Origin of the sequence: Agarivorans sp. QJM3NY_33 (genome assembly GCF_050870865.2) — a bacterium.
Lineage (GTDB): Bacteria > Pseudomonadota > Gammaproteobacteria > Enterobacterales > Celerinatantimonadaceae > Agarivorans.
This window is the reverse complement of record NZ_CP194039.2, coordinates 858218-874102: the sequence shown is the minus strand read 5'-3', so window position 1 is coordinate 874102 and position 15885 is coordinate 858218. Positions and strand designations below refer to the sequence as shown.

General features: G+C 44.1%; 17 protein-coding genes and 1 tRNA gene. 8 read left to right on the top strand and 10 right to left on the bottom strand.

Annotation, left to right across the window (positions count from 1 at the left end; translation table 11 throughout):
• Nucleotides 1–206: 206 nt before the first annotated feature.
• From ACRRSY_RS03905 to ACRRSY_RS03890, 4 genes are all read right to left on the bottom strand, one after another.
• Complete coding sequence (locus tag ACRRSY_RS03905) at nt 207–1661, bottom strand: pyridoxal-phosphate dependent enzyme (RefSeq protein WP_432464384.1); 1455 nt, start codon at nt 1659–1661, stop codon at nt 207–209.
• Nucleotides 1662–1804: 143 nt separating this feature from the next.
• Nucleotides 1805–2272 (bottom strand): Lrp/AsnC family transcriptional regulator, encoded by a 468-nt coding sequence (locus tag ACRRSY_RS03900; RefSeq protein ID WP_432454483.1) that lies wholly within the window; start codon nt 2270–2272, stop codon nt 1805–1807.
• A gap of 235 nt (nt 2273–2507) precedes the next feature.
• Nucleotides 2508–3335, bottom strand: coding sequence for a substrate-binding periplasmic protein (locus ACRRSY_RS03895; protein ID WP_432464383.1), 828 nt, complete (start codon nt 3333–3335; stop codon nt 2508–2510).
• A 279-nt stretch (nt 3336–3614) separates the two neighbouring features.
• Nucleotides 3615–4544: a DMT family transporter gene (locus ACRRSY_RS03890; protein WP_432464382.1), complete on the bottom strand. Its 930-nt coding sequence runs from the start codon at nt 4542–4544 to the stop codon at nt 3615–3617.
• Nucleotides 4545–4663: 119 nt separating this feature from the next.
• On the opposite strand from ACRRSY_RS03890, the gene ACRRSY_RS03885 reads away from it, so the two are divergent.
• Nucleotides 4664–5116 (top strand): Lrp/AsnC family transcriptional regulator, encoded by a 453-nt coding sequence (locus tag ACRRSY_RS03885; RefSeq protein WP_432460956.1) that lies wholly within the window; start codon nt 4664–4666, stop codon nt 5114–5116.
• Between the two features lie 193 nt (nt 5117–5309).
• On the top strand, nt 5310–6032 hold the full coding sequence (locus tag ACRRSY_RS03880) for a hypothetical protein (protein WP_432464381.1): 723 nt from the start codon (nt 5310–5312) through the stop codon (nt 6030–6032).
• A gap of 87 nt (nt 6033–6119) precedes the next feature.
• Here ACRRSY_RS03880 and ACRRSY_RS03875 read toward each other — a convergent pair whose 3' ends face one another.
• Nucleotides 6120–6602 carry a DUF2938 domain-containing protein gene (locus ACRRSY_RS03875; protein ID WP_432464380.1) on the bottom strand — a complete coding sequence of 161 codons (483 nt, stop codon included), beginning with the start codon at nt 6600–6602 and terminating at the stop codon, nt 6120–6122.
• A gap of 82 nt (nt 6603–6684) precedes the next feature.
• Between ACRRSY_RS03875 and ACRRSY_RS03870 the strand changes: the two genes are divergently transcribed.
• Nucleotides 6685–7077, top strand: a complete 393-nt coding sequence (locus ACRRSY_RS03870) for a helix-turn-helix domain-containing protein (protein ID WP_432454489.1) — start codon at nt 6685–6687, stop codon at nt 7075–7077.
• A 410-nt stretch (nt 7078–7487) separates the two neighbouring features.
• On the opposite strand, the gene ACRRSY_RS03865 is transcribed toward ACRRSY_RS03870, so the two are convergent.
• Nucleotides 7488–7649, bottom strand: coding sequence for a hypothetical protein (locus ACRRSY_RS03865; protein ID WP_432464379.1), 162 nt, complete (start codon nt 7647–7649; stop codon nt 7488–7490).
• Nucleotides 7650–7858: 209 nt separating this feature from the next.
• Between ACRRSY_RS03865 and metN the strand changes: the two genes are divergently transcribed.
• The 3 genes from metN (at nt 7859) to ACRRSY_RS03850 (ending at nt 10473) form a co-directional block, all read left to right on the top strand.
• Entirely contained in the window at nt 7859–8893 is a 1035-nt protein-coding gene (gene metN, locus ACRRSY_RS03860) for a methionine ABC transporter ATP-binding protein MetN (RefSeq protein WP_432454492.1), read from the top strand.
• Nucleotides 8883–9575, top strand: a complete 693-nt coding sequence (locus ACRRSY_RS03855; RefSeq protein WP_432454493.1) for a methionine ABC transporter permease — start codon at nt 8883–8885, stop codon at nt 9573–9575. Before metN ends, ACRRSY_RS03855 begins: the two co-directional genes overlap by 11 nt.
• Nucleotides 9576–9663: 88 nt before the next feature.
• Nucleotides 9664–10473 (top strand): MetQ/NlpA family lipoprotein, encoded by an 810-nt coding sequence (locus tag ACRRSY_RS03850; protein WP_432454494.1) that lies wholly within the window; start codon nt 9664–9666, stop codon nt 10471–10473.
• A gap of 244 nt (nt 10474–10717) precedes the next feature.
• On the opposite strand, the gene ACRRSY_RS03845 is transcribed toward ACRRSY_RS03850, so the two are convergent.
• The gene (locus ACRRSY_RS03845) at nt 10718–11110 is read right to left on the bottom strand and encodes an NUDIX hydrolase (RefSeq protein ID WP_432464378.1); all 393 of its coding nucleotides are present in this window, start codon (nt 11108–11110) and stop codon (nt 10718–10720) included.
• A 477-nt stretch (nt 11111–11587) separates the two neighbouring features.
• Between ACRRSY_RS03845 and ACRRSY_RS03840 the strand changes: the two genes are divergently transcribed.
• Nucleotides 11588–12508, top strand: a complete 921-nt coding sequence (locus tag ACRRSY_RS03840; RefSeq protein WP_432464377.1) for a hypothetical protein — start codon at nt 11588–11590, stop codon at nt 12506–12508.
• A gap of 144 nt (nt 12509–12652) precedes the next feature.
• Here ACRRSY_RS03840 and ACRRSY_RS03835 read toward each other — a convergent pair.
• A tRNA-Leu gene (locus ACRRSY_RS03835) sits at nt 12653–12739 on the bottom strand.
• 204 nt (nt 12740–12943) lie between these two features.
• Here ACRRSY_RS03835 and ACRRSY_RS03830 point away from each other — a divergent pair.
• Nucleotides 12944–13414: an RDD family protein gene (locus ACRRSY_RS03830; protein ID WP_432464376.1), complete on the top strand. Its 471-nt coding sequence runs from the start codon at nt 12944–12946 to the stop codon at nt 13412–13414.
• 125 nt (nt 13415–13539) lie between these two features.
• Here ACRRSY_RS03830 and lptG read toward each other — a convergent pair whose 3' ends face one another.
• Together lptG and lptF are read right to left on the bottom strand one after the other, a co-directional pair.
• A complete protein-coding gene (gene lptG, locus ACRRSY_RS03825) occupies nt 13540–14565 on the bottom strand; it encodes an LPS export ABC transporter permease LptG (protein ID WP_432456101.1) in 1026 nt (341 codons plus the stop codon).
• A 25-nt stretch (nt 14566–14590) separates the two neighbouring features.
• A complete protein-coding gene (lptF, locus tag ACRRSY_RS03820; protein ID WP_432454499.1) occupies nt 14591–15706 on the bottom strand; it encodes an LPS export ABC transporter permease LptF in 1116 nt (371 codons plus the stop codon).
• Between the last annotated feature and the right edge of the window lie 179 nt (nt 15707–15885).

The following is a 15885-nucleotide window of genomic DNA, read 5'->3' as shown; positions in this document are numbered from 1 at the left end:
AGGTTTTATATCAAACCCGATATAATACCAATCTAACTAATGAACCGCGCATTTTTACTGGCCTAAATCACCGCTAACTTCGTTATAAACCTTGTAATTAGAGCCACTAGTTACAGCTATTCATGCCTCTTTATCAGCAGATTTATTCAACGCAATAGGCTGATAATATAATTAATCAAATTGGTATAAGCAGTCGCTGAAACGGCTTAGGCGCGATTTGCTCCGGTAAGCAATACAGCGATATGACCTTGTAGCGCTTGCTCTTCGCTCATTGCAATCACGCCAGCGATAGCAACCGCACCAGAAGGCTCTAATCTCAACGAATCGGCAGTTTCGGCATCTTCCATAGCCCTCTGGATCTGCGGGTCATCAACTAAAATCACCTTGTCTACTAAACCTTGCATGTCCATCACCGCTTCCGGAATGGGGCTTCTTACGGCAAGCCCATCGGCAATCGTATTCACCGAATCACGCTCAACCGCACGAGATTGTAGCCAGCTGCAATACATTGAATCGGCACCTTTGGGAACAACACCGATAATCTGGGTACTCGGCGAGGATGCTTTTATCCAGCGCGCAACACCGTTGATCAAGGCCCCATTTCCCAGCGGAATATATACCGCATCGAAATGCTGGCCCTTGCTGAGTAACTCAACCCCAATGCTTCCAGCGCCTTCTGAAACAGCCACCTCTTTACCGTCTTCCAGAAAACAATAAGCATGCTGTTGGCTATACAGCTTGGCTTGCTCTTTGGCGCTATCAAAATCATCACCATAGTGCTGAATCTTAGCGCCTAATGCTTTGATTTTAGAAACCTTAAGCGGGTTCGCATTGCTCGGAACAAAAACCTCTAGCGGGCGTTTTCGCTGCTGACAACTCCAAGCCAGTGCAAGTCCCCAATTACCGGCACTCGCACAAACAATTGGCCGTTTATCCTCAGGACTGAATACTGTAGAGAGGTAGTGTTCAGCTCCTCGCCCCTTAAAACAAGCAATCGGATTATCGGTTTCATCTTTAAGCCAGATATTGGCCTTGCAAGCTTGGCTTAAAAAGGACGAACGGAATAACCGAGACTGGGTAAACAAGGGGTTGATATGCTGGTGTGCCCTCTGGATTTTACTTAAAGAGATCCTCGACTCCGCCACTGGTGGGCAAACCCTCGATTTCTGCGCTGACGGTAACACGTTATCTCCCTTCGCGTGGTCAATCATCAACACGCCATCGAGATGTTCATACTCATGTTGCAATAGCTCCGAATAATCGGCCGGAAGCTCATTCCAATCACGAAACTCACCGTGAATATTTTGGTATTTGAGGCTAATGCTTTGATGCCGTTGGATTTTAACGATCAGTTCTGGGGTACTTAAACAGTCATCCCAAACCGACTGCATAGCGTCACAGCGCCAAGTGATTTCCGGGTTAATCAAGGTGATTGGCGCAGCCCCCAGGTTAACCACAATAATCCTTAAAGACAGCCCCGTTTGTGGCGCAGCTAAAGCTCGACCAAATCCGAGCCTATGGCGAACATCATTTAAGGTGGCATGTAAGTTGTTGACACAAGAGCGCAGATTATCGTCAAAATCGGTCACAATTTGCGCTTTTTTTCGAAGGCTTCCCGATACATCACTATCAGGTGTCAGCACTTCCATAATCTCAGACATGATTGTATTTCCTTCACTAAAATGAGTCTTAATATGCTAAGAGAAAGAGGTAATCAATAGCGCCATTGTTTATAAAAAAGCTGCACAAATCCGGCTTAAAATCAGCAAAACACGCATATTTTCGTCATCTGAAACACCAACAACTACTCCAACAGTTGCTCGATAAAAGCTGAAGCATCCTGTTTCGATTGGCGAATAATTAACGAAGAAGTAAAACTTCGAACATTGTCATCATCCATCAACATGTTTTGAGTAAATGAATCAAACTCAGCCACACTCTTCACTGCAATCAGCAAACAAAAATCACTTTGCCCGGTAACGTAATAACATTGCAGTACGCAAGGATGAATTCGCATCTTATTTTCGAAGCGACCAATATCGGTATTTCGCTCATCGATCAGATCCACATGAATAATAAACTGCATTTGAATTCCGAATTTCTCGGCATTCAACTCCGCGATTTCTTTATCAATCATGCCGCTACTTCGTAATTGCTTAATCCGACGTTGAACGGCAGAAGCCGATAAACCCACCATGGAACCGATATACTCAGCGCTCTTTTTAGTGTCTTTGCGATAAATTGACAGGATCTTTAAATCTAAACTATCCATTTCCACATGCTTATCTCACTTTGTTTGAACAGTAGTTTCCCTGAATCAATGAGATTTGCAAAGAACTGGATCGTTACAATATTTCGGCACACTCGAGAGACCTCAAAAAATGAGATCTGTAGCATCGTGCCACGATAAGCGAATCAGACGGTATTTTGTGAGTGATGCAAACAGATGAGAAAAAGCGATGGAGGCTGTTCAACAGAGCCTTACATTGAATAGAGCAAAGGATACCCTAATAATTCGACCCAGAAACACCATAGGACTGAACCAACGCCTTATAGTCTGCGGACTGGCGTATATTACCAATGGCATTCCAAATACACTCCGTCAACGCGGTATGCTCAAAATAAAAATTCTTCGAAAACATCAAATAACCGAGCTTGGATTTGAGCGCTGGCTGTAATATTTTAATCTGACGAGCGAGTAACGGTGCAAAGGCAATCACCGATTGAACATTGCCGCCAATCGCAACAACGCCGTCGACCCGCTTAGCAACCAGCATATCCAGCATCTGCTGCTCATCATTAAACTCAAGCGGTTTTAAGCCCAAACGTTTTACAATATCGATACCAGCAGAGCCTCGTTCAACCGCGATACGGGTCCTCGGACCACTGATCTTTTTTCCATCCCACTTTAAGTCACTTTGTTTAAGCGTAAACAATTGATAAAAGTAGCCTCTTACCGCCCGCTCTGGATCCGGTAGTCCGTCTTTCATCGGATAAGCACCATAGACCGCCCGTTCGCTTTTATAGCTTGAAGAATAAGCGGCGTCTGCACCACCATACTCCACCAACAACAGCGCCCTTTTCCATGGAACTAACAAAAACTTGATTTCAACACCACAGCGCTCACCAGCCTGCAGCAACAACTCAGCACGATAACCGGGTCGGTCTGCTAAACGTTGCTTATCTATATGATCAAAAATTGGCCCAGAGGGGCCGCCTGCGGAGGCTGTCGTGGCAATAACAATGCTGCGAGTCTCTTGTGCTGCACTTGCAAACGACATAATTAACATAGCATAAGCCGCCAAGTTGATGAGAATGCCCCGAAGTCCTTTCATTGATTGCTCCTTTACTGCTGAGTAATGGGAAGGCTTAAGTGCTCAGTGCTTTTTGTAAAACTCTGAATCAGCAGCGTACAACTTAGAAATACAGCATGTTGCAGATTATACATCTCAAAAGATATCTTGTAATGGTCATCCTTTTATGAATTTTATCAATTAAATATTTAAACCTGGCATGTGGTATTCAAACAGTCTTCTCTGCAAACCTTGCTTGACTCTCGATTTTACTAGTGGCTTTAACCTACATGACCTTTTCAAACCAATTATCGCTTATATTTAATTCGATTTCCTCGTCAAATTGACCAAGCCAAAACCCTGATATTTGATCATTCCAAGAGAAAACAGCATACCTAGAAAGATACCTGCAGAACCGATGAACTCAGCGCTAGTCAGCGACTCACCAAGCACTATAACGCCTAATACCAAGGCAATTGGAGGCACTAGCGCCGCAAATATAGCGCCTTTGGCAGCGCCCAAAATACTAATACTTTTGGCGTAGCAATAGAGCGCAACAATCGCCACCAATACGCCTTGATACAAGCCATGATTAACCAACATGTCCACCGGAAGTTGAGTCAGTGCCCCCGGATTGAAGAGTAAAGATATTGGTAAACAAACAACAGCCGAAACCACAGAAACCATCGAGGTAGCGACCCAAGAGTTTAACTGCCAAAATTTACAGAGTAATGTGAAAGAAGCCCAAAGAACGCCGCAGCCTACAAACATAAGATCACCCAATAAAATGTCGGCATTCAATTCCTCAAAACTACTTTTGCCGATAAAGACAATGCCGGAAATGATCAGCACAATCCCTAACCATCGGCTGGGCGTCAATTTATCCGCAAAACAAAACATGCTCCCAAGGGTAGAAAATACCAACATGGTACTCGGTGCAATAGTTCCAAAGTGAGCACTCGATGACAAATTAATCCCCGAAGTTGCAAGAATCACGTAGGGTGCCCCAGCACCAACGGCTAAAATAGCACCTTTACTAAAAATCACGCTTAGTTTGATCGCATGGAACAGCAGTACCGGTAACAAGATAAAACCGGCAATACTGAAACGAAGGGTCGCAATATCTAAAGGAGACAAACTTTGCAGCGCAGCGACTTTTGACACCACCGGCCAACTGCCCCAAATCATCGAGGCAATTAAACCGAGACCCACCCCAACCATGGTTCGCTTATCCATCATTAACATCATCATTTTCCCTCATTATTCGTGTCTATCCAGTTTATGCCTACCCGCCTTTCAAATCGCAGCCTATAATACTGACACACGCATGAATTCGGCTGATTTTTACTTAATATGGAGAAAAACTGCACATGGATGACTTCGACCGACAACTTTTAGCGAAACTACAATTAAACAACAAAAAAACCTCTGAAGATCTTGGAAATGAAATAGGACTGTCTGCAACTGCGGTTCAAAGAAGGATCAAGAAACTGAGGGAATCGGGAACCATCGAAAAAGAAGTCGCCATATTAAATAGCCGCGCGCTAGGCAACTTCATAACTATTATTGTTGAAGTTTCCTTGGCAAAAGGTGGCACCACCGTGATTGACAACTTCAAGAAAAAAGCCAAGGCGCACTCCGAAGTACAACAGTGTTACTACATGGCGGGAGAAAAAGATTTTATACTGATGATTACCGCGTCCAGTATGCAAAGATATCAAGAAATCACCCGAGAGTTATTTCTGGATGACCAAACCATACTCAAATTCAGCTCAAATGTAGTGATGGAAAATGTAAAACAGAGCCTAGCCTATCCTTTTTAAAACGAATCGATTTGCAAGCTCAAGAGCAAACTTAAAGTCACTCCCGGCCCTAAGCTCGGCACAATAACTTAGTCATATCACCTCAATCACGGCTTTAATCGCTTATTGAATAACAATCTCGGTTTGAAGTTGATGACTCGAGTGCCCACAAGCCATAAACTGCTAAACTCCAGTTGCGGTCTTCATCGCGATCATGTTGCAAACATTCAAAGAGGTTCGTTTGACGATTACGCTTCCCTATCAGATTCATAAAAATGACGTTTTTGACTTAAAAAAATCCGCCCAAAAAACTCTCAGAGAGATTTATACCGCAGGACCAAACGGAGCTCGGTATTGGCGTGTCAGCCCCTATGATACTCAAGATATAGGCGAGGATATGCGCCTCAATTGCCTGCCAGTGCACTTGGCGATTGTTGATCAAGTGAAACAAAGAATCGCTCACTGTAAACAAACACGGGTTGTGATTGGCCTGCTCGAACCAGCAGATAAAGACGCCAAAACGCTCAACACACTAAGCAAGCGAATACGTAAGGCCTTGTCAAATAACGATAACGTGAAGAACCTTTATCACACATGGATTGAACTGGACTTTGGGAATAACACCTTCGATGTTTTCGATATTACTGGGCCCTATTGGAAACACATCCCTAATGCGGATCAAGGCTGCTACTTTGATCGGCAAACCGCCAGTCAATTTGATCTAAAATATACGCCGATATTCAAATCACAAACTAAGGTGCTGGCGTTTCACGAACGAATCACTTATTTGCAATCAAGTAATGATGTGGCAGGAAAAAGCCATGCACAGCGTTATCTGAAGCAATTTTATAGCCATCAACCGCGGGTTGAAACTCCCCCGAGTTATATCGATAGGCTCAAAGAATTTTTCCGCTCTTTTATGGAAAGGATAACTTAAGCAAAACCGACCGGCTTGCTTCATCAAACTATCGGCGTGTCGCGGCTCAGCTCAAACCAGAGCGCGACTTTAAGCCCCCCTGAGTATCTAGGGTAACGTTAAGGCACTGCAAAATAGGCCAATGCCATAGGCACTGTGAGTGACGATACTTAACCCCCTCGCCAACCGAGGCGCCGCTGTTTTACTTGCCGCAAACCCAAAACCAAGACAAGGTTGGATGATACAAAAAGGAAATATCAAGGTCACAATCCCGGTGATCAACGCAGGCAGCAGTGTTGGACTTGCCAGCCATACCTCTTCGAATAAAAACACATGAGCCATCGCAAAAACAATCCCAATTGCATAATGTAAGGCCCAACCGAGAAGTCTTTCGCCCTTGACCGGCGGTGTAGACACAATCGTTCGATGCAGTAGCTGCCCCCTTGGGATGAAACATACCCATCGCGCAAGCAGCGCATAATCCAGCGCAGGGATCCCGAGTATTCTTTTTTGAAACAACGACCAACCATCCATGACCAGCGTCGCTCCAATACCAATCCAAACGGCTTGTAAACAAAGATTCGTAAGCATTAAATATTCCCCTTGTCGCTCTTAATTTGATAGATTCACAAACAGGGTACAACTTGAAGTCAACTTTAAGTCAATAGGAGATATGATGGATATTGCAGAGGTGGCTCGTCGCTCTGGTTTAAAACCTTCAACCTTAAGATATTATGAAAAAATCGGGCTGATCCACTCCCCCAGTCGAAAAGGGCTACGCCGACAATATTTTCCAAGTGTATTGAATAAATTAAATATTATTTCTTTGGGCCGCATGGCTGGGCTATCGCTCATTGAAATTTCAATGATGTTCGATACAAACGATGAATTGTCTATCGATAGAACATTGTTAATCCAAAAAACGACTGAGATTGATGCGCAAATTAAACAGCTACAAGCAATACGCAATAGCCTTTTCCATGTTGCAACTTGCCCACAAACTTCGCATTTAGAATGCCCGTCATTTCAGAAAATGATGAGCGCAGTGAAGCGTGATCTATCTTAGATTTATCGGGCCAAGCGCGGTGTTAGCTGACCTGAACTCAGGAAAATAGGCTTTGTCAGCAACGACTAGATTGCCTGTGATGGCAAACCAGCCAGCTAAAATAAGCTATTTATATCTATTGTTGCGCCATGAGGCCATACCGAAATGGTTACGCATTCCGTTTACAGAGCTCAATGCATACAATTCTCCTAAGCTTGGATCCAAACTAACTGCAGGTTTAAGTGCTTCCCCAAATAGGAAATGATCATGAGTAAAGGACAAGACCGTAAAAAAGGCTCCAAGAAGAAACCGCTGTTAACCGCCAAAGAAAAGAAAGCAGTCAAAGCAGCCAAAAAATCGCCAAAGAAAGGTCTAGGACTTTAGATTCAAATTGTGACGAGTCATCGATTATTTCGATGACTTTTTGCGTTTCACAAATAACACAAAATAACCAAGTTGAATAAACGACGGCGGCCAATCCCCCCTTGTTGCAAGTAGCCAGCCTTACCGCTTGATGGCGGTACAATCATCCCAAGTTGCCCGCGCGGCAAATAAAAAGCCGCCACAACGCGCCCCGCCACTGCAAACAACAACAGAATTTCATAGCGCTTGGTTTAACCACAAAGCGCTCTTATAGCAGCCGGCTATAACTCAGAACAAATTAGATTTGTTAAAATACCCAATTAGACTTCTGGACGGCTAATTAATCATTGACTTCAAGGGCACTTATCCATAGCATCCTTCTACCATTCAGTCACACCTTAGCATGTAATTCTAAGCTCTCTTGTATAGGCCTATGTAAATGATTGAAATCAGCGATGTTAATAAGGTTTTCTATCAAGGAGAGAAAGAGATTGTTGCGCTTAATGCCATCAACCTTTCTATTCCTCAAGGAACCATTTTTGGCGTGATTGGCTCATCCGGTGCAGGTAAAAGTACCTTGATCCGTTGTGTCAATATGCTGGAAGCGCCAACTTCGGGACAAATCATTGTTGATGGGGTCGATCTCACCACTCTTTCACACCCACAACTTTGCCAAGCTAGACGCAATATAGGGATGATTTTTCAGCACTTCAACTTGCTGTCTTCACGTACGGTATTCAACAATATCGCGCTGCCCTTAGAGCTAGCAAACACAGATAAAACGCAGATTGATCGTAAAGTAACAGAGCTCTTGGACTTAGTCGGCCTCACCGATAAACGAGACACCTATCCAGCCAATCTTAGTGGCGGTCAGAAGCAACGAGTCGCGATTGCGCGAGCCCTAGCCTCTGATCCGAAAGTACTGTTATGTGATGAAGCCACCAGTGCCCTTGATCCCGCAACCACCCAGTCGATTCTGGAGTTATTACGAGAGATAAACTTGCAACTTGGCATTACCATTTTACTAATCACTCATGAAATGGATGTAGTGAAGAGCATCTGTCATCAAGTCGCGATCATCGGTGGTGGTGAACTGGTAGAGAAGGGAACCGTTGGTGAAATTTTTGCGCATCCCAAAACCCAACTGGCTCATGACTTTATACGCTCAACTTTAGACCTCTCTATCCCCGAAGATTACCGAGTACGGCTAAACACAAAAAGAGTCGTGGGAAGTCACCCCTTAGTGCGCTTAGAGTTTACGGGAGCAACGGTTGACGCACCTCTGATCAGTCAAATTGCTCGCCAATTTAATATCGATGTCAGTATTTTGAGTTCCGATCTTGATTACGCCGGAGGGGTGAAATTTGGCATGATGGTCGCCGAACTACTTGGCAATGAAGCAGACGATAGCGCAGCGATTGAGTTTCTGAAACAACATAAAGTCAAAGTGGAGGTACTTGGTTATGTCCAGTAACGGTTTTTCATTTCAACAAATCGTGGAGTGGCTAAACTTCAATGGTCAGTTACTACTCGGCGCTACGGGCGAAACCCTCTACATGGTGTCGGTCGCGGGCATTGTTGGTTTTGCACTTGGTATTCCCTTAGGTGTTATTTTACATATCACTAAAAAAGGTGGATTAGCTGCAAACAACAAACTAAACCGAATATTAGGTGCAATCGTAAATATCGGTCGTTCGGTACCGTTTTTAGTGCTCATGGTCGCAATTATTCCACTCACCAAGCTGCTAGTAGGTACCTTTATTGGCACCACCGCCGCGATTGTGCCGCTAACGATTGGTGCAATCCCATTTGTTGCACGTTTAATCGAAGGCGCACTGCTAGAGGTTCCTTCTGGTTTAGTTGAAGCAGCGCAGTCGATGGGCGCAACGCCAAGGCAAATCATCACCAAAGTTTTACTGCCCGAAGCGCTCCCCACCATTATCAATGCCGTCACCATCACACTAGTAACCTTAGTCAGTTATTCTGCGATGGCAGGCACTGTTGGTGGAGGGGGCTTGGGTGATGTGGCTATTCGCTATGGTTTTCACCGTTATGATGTGGTGATTATGGCCGTGACTGTAGTGATGCTCATCATCTTAGTCCAGATTATTCAGTCGATTGGCGACTTGATTGTAAGACGGGTCGACCACAGATAGTGATTTTCAACGAAAAAATTTGCAAATAACGGTTTTAAAAACGACCACCAGATCGACACAAATAGATATTAATTACAGGAAACACAGCATGAAATTTAGTCTTAAAAGTATTCTCGCAGTTAGCCTGGCGGCATCTGCTTTAGTTTTAGCGGGTTGTGGCGAGAAAGAGACCGACCTAAGCAAGATTAAAGTTGGAGTAATTGCCGGAGCAGAAGCTCAAGTAGCAGAAGTTGCAGCCAAGGTAGCCAAAGAAAAATACGGCCTAGACGTAGAGTTAGTGACCTTTACCGACTACGTCACACCAAATGCAGCATTAGATGATGGCTCTGTTGATATCAACGCCTTCCAACATAAACCATATCTGGATCAACAGATCCTCGATCGCGGCTATAAATTGGCTATCGCAGGTAACTCTTTTGTTTACCCAATCGCCGGCTACTCAAAGCAAATTAAAACTATCGCAGAACTGCCAGACGGCGCACGTATCGCGGTTCCAAATGATCCAACCAACCTTGGTCGCTCATTAATTCTTCTTGAGCAGCAAGGCCTACTCACCTTACGTGACGGCGTTGGTCTACAAGGCACCGTTCGCGATATCGTTGCTAATCCTAAAAACATTAGCATTGTTGAATTAGACGCCGCCCAATTGCCTCGTTCACTTGATGACGTTGCCCTTTCGATTATCAACACCACTTACGCTAGTAGCATCGACTTGTCACCCGAGAAAGATGGTATTTTTGTAGAGAGTAAAAAATCGCCTTACGTCAACTTAATCGTGGCTCGCGAAGACAACGTTAACGCAGCAAATGTGCAAAACTTTGTAAAAGCCTACCAAACCGATGAAGTATACCAAGCGGCTTCCACAATCTTTAAAGGCGGAGTGGTAAAAGGCTGGTAATCAAGCCACAGCCGCTAGAAAATGAGTGAGCAAAATTAAACATCGCGTTTACTTTTACGAATAAAGAGCCCGCATCACGCTCACTGAACATAGAAGATAAGCCTTTTTATTGCTGATTAATCAGCCAACAACAATGCCCGTCGAGCGATAGCAAAACGGGCATTTTAAGACTCTTTCATCAATCTCAGAAAAACCAATCTTGCAGTCAACGTTTGTGGCCATAGATCCATCTCAAATTTAAGACCTAAGCATTGGGGGTTTTTAGAACGCGATGAAGTGCTTTCTGCGCCGCTGGTGCGCAGCAACTCATTTCAGAAAGTCCCAACCATTCAGCCTTTTCAATTTCTGCGTTAGCAAATATATCCCCCGTGAAATTTGCGGTGTAACAATGCATTGTCAGCTGAGTATTGGCTAAAGCATATGCAGTATCAGTGATCGAGAATTGGTGCTGAATTGAATCGAGAGCTAATTCAATACTCAGTTCTTCGCGAATTTCACGCTGTAAGCCAACTTCATTGGTTTCTCCGCTCTCCAGCTTGCCACCTGGGATAAAAAATTTATCTTTACCTTTAGACTTCACACAGAGTAAGCGCTCTCCTTTTCTATAGAGCCACCCGACACTCACCAACTGTTCCATTTTTACCCCTCATGGATATAAAGCATGTAATGAATAGATCATTATTTTTGACGAGAGACTAAAAATCAACTGGCTTAACTTGGTCGCCATCCATACACTCTTTAACCAAGAGAATATATTCGTGAAAATAACAAAGTATCGACGGGCAGCCATTTCGGTTTTTAGGTGCTTGGGCTAACAGTGAAAACCGCGGGTAAACACCACCGTTTTCAAGCCAATTCAATTAAGCATTATAAGGTGTTGTCTAACCAAATGATTGATTTAAGGGCTTATCGAGATAAGCGGTTAAAGTAAAAAAAATAGCATCAACAGCAAGCATTAAAAACCTTGCAAAAATGAGCCACTAGCCCCCTTGAAACGAGGCTCGAAAATCATAAATAAATTCGCGGAGAGCCCCCAGACTCTGCGACCTTTTATCCCTAAAACTCCATCCACAGGGAAAAATAATTTCCAATAAAACAATGTATAGGAAGCATTATGTTTAAACAAACAAATCTCATTACACTGCTAGCGGCGATTTTCTCTCTATCAGCTAGCGCCAACCATATAATGGCAGCAGACGCCTATGCATCAATGGCTTTACCCAATGACGATAAATTGTATAACGCACCTTTAACTGCCGCATGGGCGAACCATGCCACCTTGGTTCAAGGTGTACCAAGAGGCGACGCTACACCAGACTATTGGTCTACGAGCATTCTCGATCATTCCATACTTAGCAGTGAACCTTGGAATGCAATCACAATATGGTTTACCGCATTTGAAGCGCAGAGCAATACCAACAAAAACGTACGGCTTGTCATGGGCAAGCCAGAAGTATGGCTGCTAAGAAGCAGTGAAGAGACTGTATCCACAAATCAAGCCAACTGGTCTAAAGCTCCCATAAGCGACTTTGAATGGGCAGCTTATTACTCCAGCAACATAATGAATTACATTTCGGATACGCCTGTCCGATATTCAGAAGAAGGTATTGCTGAATACCAAATCAGTGAGCAACATTATCCTATTCACGGTGGAACAAGTCGTAACTGTATAAATGGCCGAAACGTTCTCGGCGCTTTTGTTCGCGTGAAAGCATGGGTGGTCAACGATAAGAAATATAATGATTCTAATCTCGAGGAAGCAAAGATCCTATTAAGTATTGGTGCCGACTACTACCCAACGGTTTCTTCGTCGGTATCAAAAGGTGACTTCGCTAACGCGAACTATTTACCTGGTGCTGGGGGCAGTCGATTTATGTACTTAAGCACGAAACCAACTTGGTTCTATATGATAACGACAACGCCCGATGACCTTTCGATTGTAGATAAAAGCAGTGAGTACTATAAAAGTGGCGCTAAAACCTACTTAACACGAGAAGAATGGATGACAAATTACCCTACAATTATACCCGAGTAGAATGCCGCCGAATAATGACTTCGCAAATGATTTGTCTACAGAGCATAGGATGAGACGGTATAGGAGTTGAATGTTGGGGGGGAGACTACACGACGGTGATTTTGAAACACAAAAAAGCCGTCACTAGGACGGCTTTTTCTAATTTGGTACCAGAGGCCGGACTTGAACCGGCACGTTATTTCTAACGGGGGATTTTGAATCCCCTATGTCTACCAATTTCATCACTCTGGCATTTTTCCCCGCCTTAGCGAGTGATTGGCATTATAAGCTGCGTTTTTAGATTGGCAAGTGCTTTTTAAGAATAAGCCGTCTAAGTGTTTAAGATTTGCTCGCGCGAGCATTTTATAAGCTTATGTTGGCAAAATTCGGCAATAGTTTGGTGGTGGTGAACTGAGTTTTGCTAGAATGAAGGCCTCACTTTTTTGGAAACATCCTATGACACAAGCAGCTTCTCTCTCAGCCCTTCCAACCGCAGGCTTTTTCCGCCGCTTAGGTGCTTATATTTATGATGCAGTGATGGCAACAGCCATTGCGATGGTCGTAACCATGTTGAGCTTGGCCATGGTTGCCGTCAGTAGTAGTTTAGGCTTACTCACGCTCCCCGAGGGAGTGGAGCCCTCGAGTTACTTGGTGACACAAATTTGGTTTCAGGGGCTCATTTGGGGCAGCATCATCTTGTTCTATATTTGGTTTTGGCACAACCAAGGCCAAACAATCGGAATGCGAGCCTGGCGTTTGCGAGTTCAAAATAAAGATGGATCGAATATTTCCTATACCCAAGCGCTGATCCGCTTATTCACTTCAGCCCTTGGGCTAGGTAACGTAATGGTATTACTCACCAAAGACAAAACTGCTTTTCAAGATATATGGGGAAAGTGCCAAGTGGTCACCCTACCTAAAAAGTAACCCTATCTAAATCACCAGATGATAAAAATAGCCGCGCAGAAAACGCGAACAGTAGGCTGCAATCATGGCAGGAGCCCACGCGATTAATAAGCTCATCGCGAGGGCTGTTGTGATTCACTCACCACTTATGCGCGGCGATTGATCAAATACAAGGCAATCCCAAGTACCAATGCACTTGGAATGGCTGCGCTCACATAAGGGGGCACACCATAAACTAAGCTCATCGAACCTAAGACTTGATCAAGAATGTAATAGCTAAATCCCGCCACAACACCCATCATTATTTTTGCGCCCATACTGGAGCTACGCAACGGACCAAATACAAAAGACAGAGCTAATAACATCATGATGCCAGTGAGTATAGGCATCATCAATTTACGTGCTAAGGCTAACTGGTAGCGAGCGGGATCTTGATGGTTTTGTTGCAAATAACTAATGTAAGAGTACATTCCCGAGATCGACAAATCATGGGGTTTAATCGTCACTACACTCAATTTTTCTGGCGTGAGGCTGCTATTCCATCGATAACGGTCGAAGTGTTGTCGAGTCACTCCATCATCACTAAAATCGGTCACCACAGCCTGATCGATCAACCAATAATCTTTATCATAAATAGCACGTTCACCCTCTACCTGTTGGTAAAGATCGGCATTCTGATTAAAGCGATAAATCGTAATATTGAATATATCTTTACTTTCTTGAACTTCGCCAATACTCACAAAGCTATCGCCATCTTTAGCCCATATCCCACGTTGTACCGCGACCAATGAGCCACCAGACATCTTGCTAGAACGTAACTGTTTAGCCGCCAAATCTGAGGAAGGGGCAACATATTCTCCTAAAAGCATCATCGCGATCATCATCGGCACAGCCGTTTTAAGCACCGCCGAAGCAATATTAAAACGAGATAAGCCGGCACTTTGCATCACCACCAATTCACTGGTACTGGCCAAAGATCCTAAGCCGATCAGGGCACCTAATAAGGCAGCCATAGGGAAAAATATTTCTAACTCGCGAGGCACACTCAGCAACACATACCATAGGGCATCCACCACTTGGTAATCCCCTTGACCAACGCTGCCCAGTTGCTCAACAAATTTTACGATCATACTCAAGCTTTGTAGGGTCACCAAGACCAACAAACTAGACATTAAAATCGTTCGGCCAATGTACCAATCAAGTATTCGAAACACAGGCCTTTCCTTTAAATTTTCCACGCACTTTCAAGTAATACTCACTACGAATAAACAAATAACTCAGGGCAATACTAAACATCAGCGCATGTACCGACCACAAACCAATGTGGGGTGGCAAAGTCCCTTCCTCAACAGCACTGCGAGCGGCACTCAATAACAAGTAGTAACTAAGGTATAACAAAATAGCTGGCAATAACTTTGCGTAACGCCCCTGCCTTGGGTTCACGGCAGCTAAGGGCACCACCATAAAAGTAAGGATCGGAATAGTTAACGGTAAAGAAATTCGCCATTGTAATTCAGCAATTTGTGCTAACTCGGTCGCCCCCCATAATTCCATGGTGGGTTGTGACCACAACCGCCGTTGTGATTGAGTACTCTCTTGCTCGCGTAAATAAACTTTATAACGCTCAAAATGTAAAATACTAAAATCTAAATCTTTAGGCGCTTGTTCATAGCGTTTGCCGTTGCTGAGTACCATCCATTGTGAACCGTCACTGCGGCGCTCTATGCCTCCTTCTTCAGCCATAACCACTGATGGGCGGGTCTCAGAACCTGCGGCAGGCGTATGCGCCACAAATACTTTCTCAAGATGTTCGCCTTTATTTTCTATTTGTTCAACGAAGGTCACCACCCCGCCGCCTAGCGATTCGAAACGGCCTTGTACCAACACCGACATACCAGCCTCGGCGTCCATTTGGTCAAACAAGCGTTGTTCCAAATAGTTAGTGTAGGGACTAACATACAAAGTATTCGCAGCAGCGACGACGGTAAACAGCAAACCCAAAACCAAGGTATCGCGCAATAACTGAGCGGTGCTGTAACCACAAGCTTGTAATACCACCATCTCGCTATCGGCGTATAAGCGCCCATGAGCCACTAACACACCGATGAACATACTAATCGGTAAGATAAGAATTAAAAAAGAAGGGACATTTAATAGCATCACCTTGGCGATGATCTCACCCGCAACATTGCCTTCGGCAGCCTGAGCTAAGATCCGAACAAACTTTTGCGAGGTGAAAATTAGCATCAAAACAGCAAGCACTGCGAGTTGTGTTTTGGCCGTTTCTTTAAATAAGTAGCGGAATATTAGCACTCAGTCATTCACTTCAAACTTGGAACTTTGCTGGTAATAGCAAAAATTTCAGATAAACTTTCTATTTTGTACAGTTTCACATAGCTAAATGTGACTGTATCACTCATATTTATTTAAACAGTCGCTAGGATCAACTGATCCATTCGAGCAGATAAACTATCTTAACCCAGTTTTGCTAA

Bases quoted from the DNA above. Each gene is read 5' to 3' on its own strand.
- metN (WP_432454492.1), top strand. From the start codon at position 7,859: ATGATTGAAATCAGCGATGTTAATAAGGTTTTCTATCAAGGAGAGAAA.
- ACRRSY_RS03905 (WP_432464384.1), bottom strand. From the start codon at position 1,661: ATGTCTGAGATTATGGAAGTGCTGACACCTGATAGTGATGTATCGGGA.
- ACRRSY_RS03850 (WP_432454494.1), top strand. From the start codon at position 9,664: ATGAAATTTAGTCTTAAAAGTATTCTCGCAGTTAGCCTGGCGGCATCT.
- ACRRSY_RS03880 (WP_432464381.1), top strand. From the start codon at position 5,310: ATGTTGCAAACATTCAAAGAGGTTCGTTTGACGATTACGCTTCCCTAT.
- ACRRSY_RS03870 (WP_432454489.1), top strand. From the start codon at position 6,685: ATGATGGATATTGCAGAGGTGGCTCGTCGCTCTGGTTTAAAACCTTCA.
- ACRRSY_RS03895 (WP_432464383.1), bottom strand. From the start codon at position 3,335: ATGAAAGGACTTCGGGGCATTCTCATCAACTTGGCGGCTTATGCTATG.
- ACRRSY_RS03840 (WP_432464377.1), top strand. From the start codon at position 11,588: ATGTTTAAACAAACAAATCTCATTACACTGCTAGCGGCGATTTTCTCT.
- ACRRSY_RS03855 (WP_432454493.1), top strand. From the start codon at position 8,883: ATGTCCAGTAACGGTTTTTCATTTCAACAAATCGTGGAGTGGCTAAAC.
- ACRRSY_RS03885 (WP_432460956.1), top strand. From the start codon at position 4,664: ATGGATGACTTCGACCGACAACTTTTAGCGAAACTACAATTAAACAAC.
- ACRRSY_RS03845 (WP_432464378.1), bottom strand. From the start codon at position 11,110: ATGGAACAGTTGGTGAGTGTCGGGTGGCTCTATAGAAAAGGAGAGCGC.
- ACRRSY_RS03875 (WP_432464380.1), bottom strand. From the start codon at position 6,602: ATGCTTACGAATCTTTGTTTACAAGCCGTTTGGATTGGTATTGGAGCG.
- lptG (WP_432456101.1), bottom strand. From the start codon at position 14,565: ATGTCTAGTTTGTTGGTCTTGGTGACCCTACAAAGCTTGAGTATGATC.
- ACRRSY_RS03830 (WP_432464376.1), top strand. From the start codon at position 12,944: ATGACACAAGCAGCTTCTCTCTCAGCCCTTCCAACCGCAGGCTTTTTC.
- ACRRSY_RS03890 (WP_432464382.1), bottom strand. From the start codon at position 4,544: ATGATGATGTTAATGATGGATAAGCGAACCATGGTTGGGGTGGGTCTC.
- ACRRSY_RS03900 (WP_432454483.1), bottom strand. From the start codon at position 2,272: ATGGATAGTTTAGATTTAAAGATCCTGTCAATTTATCGCAAAGACACT.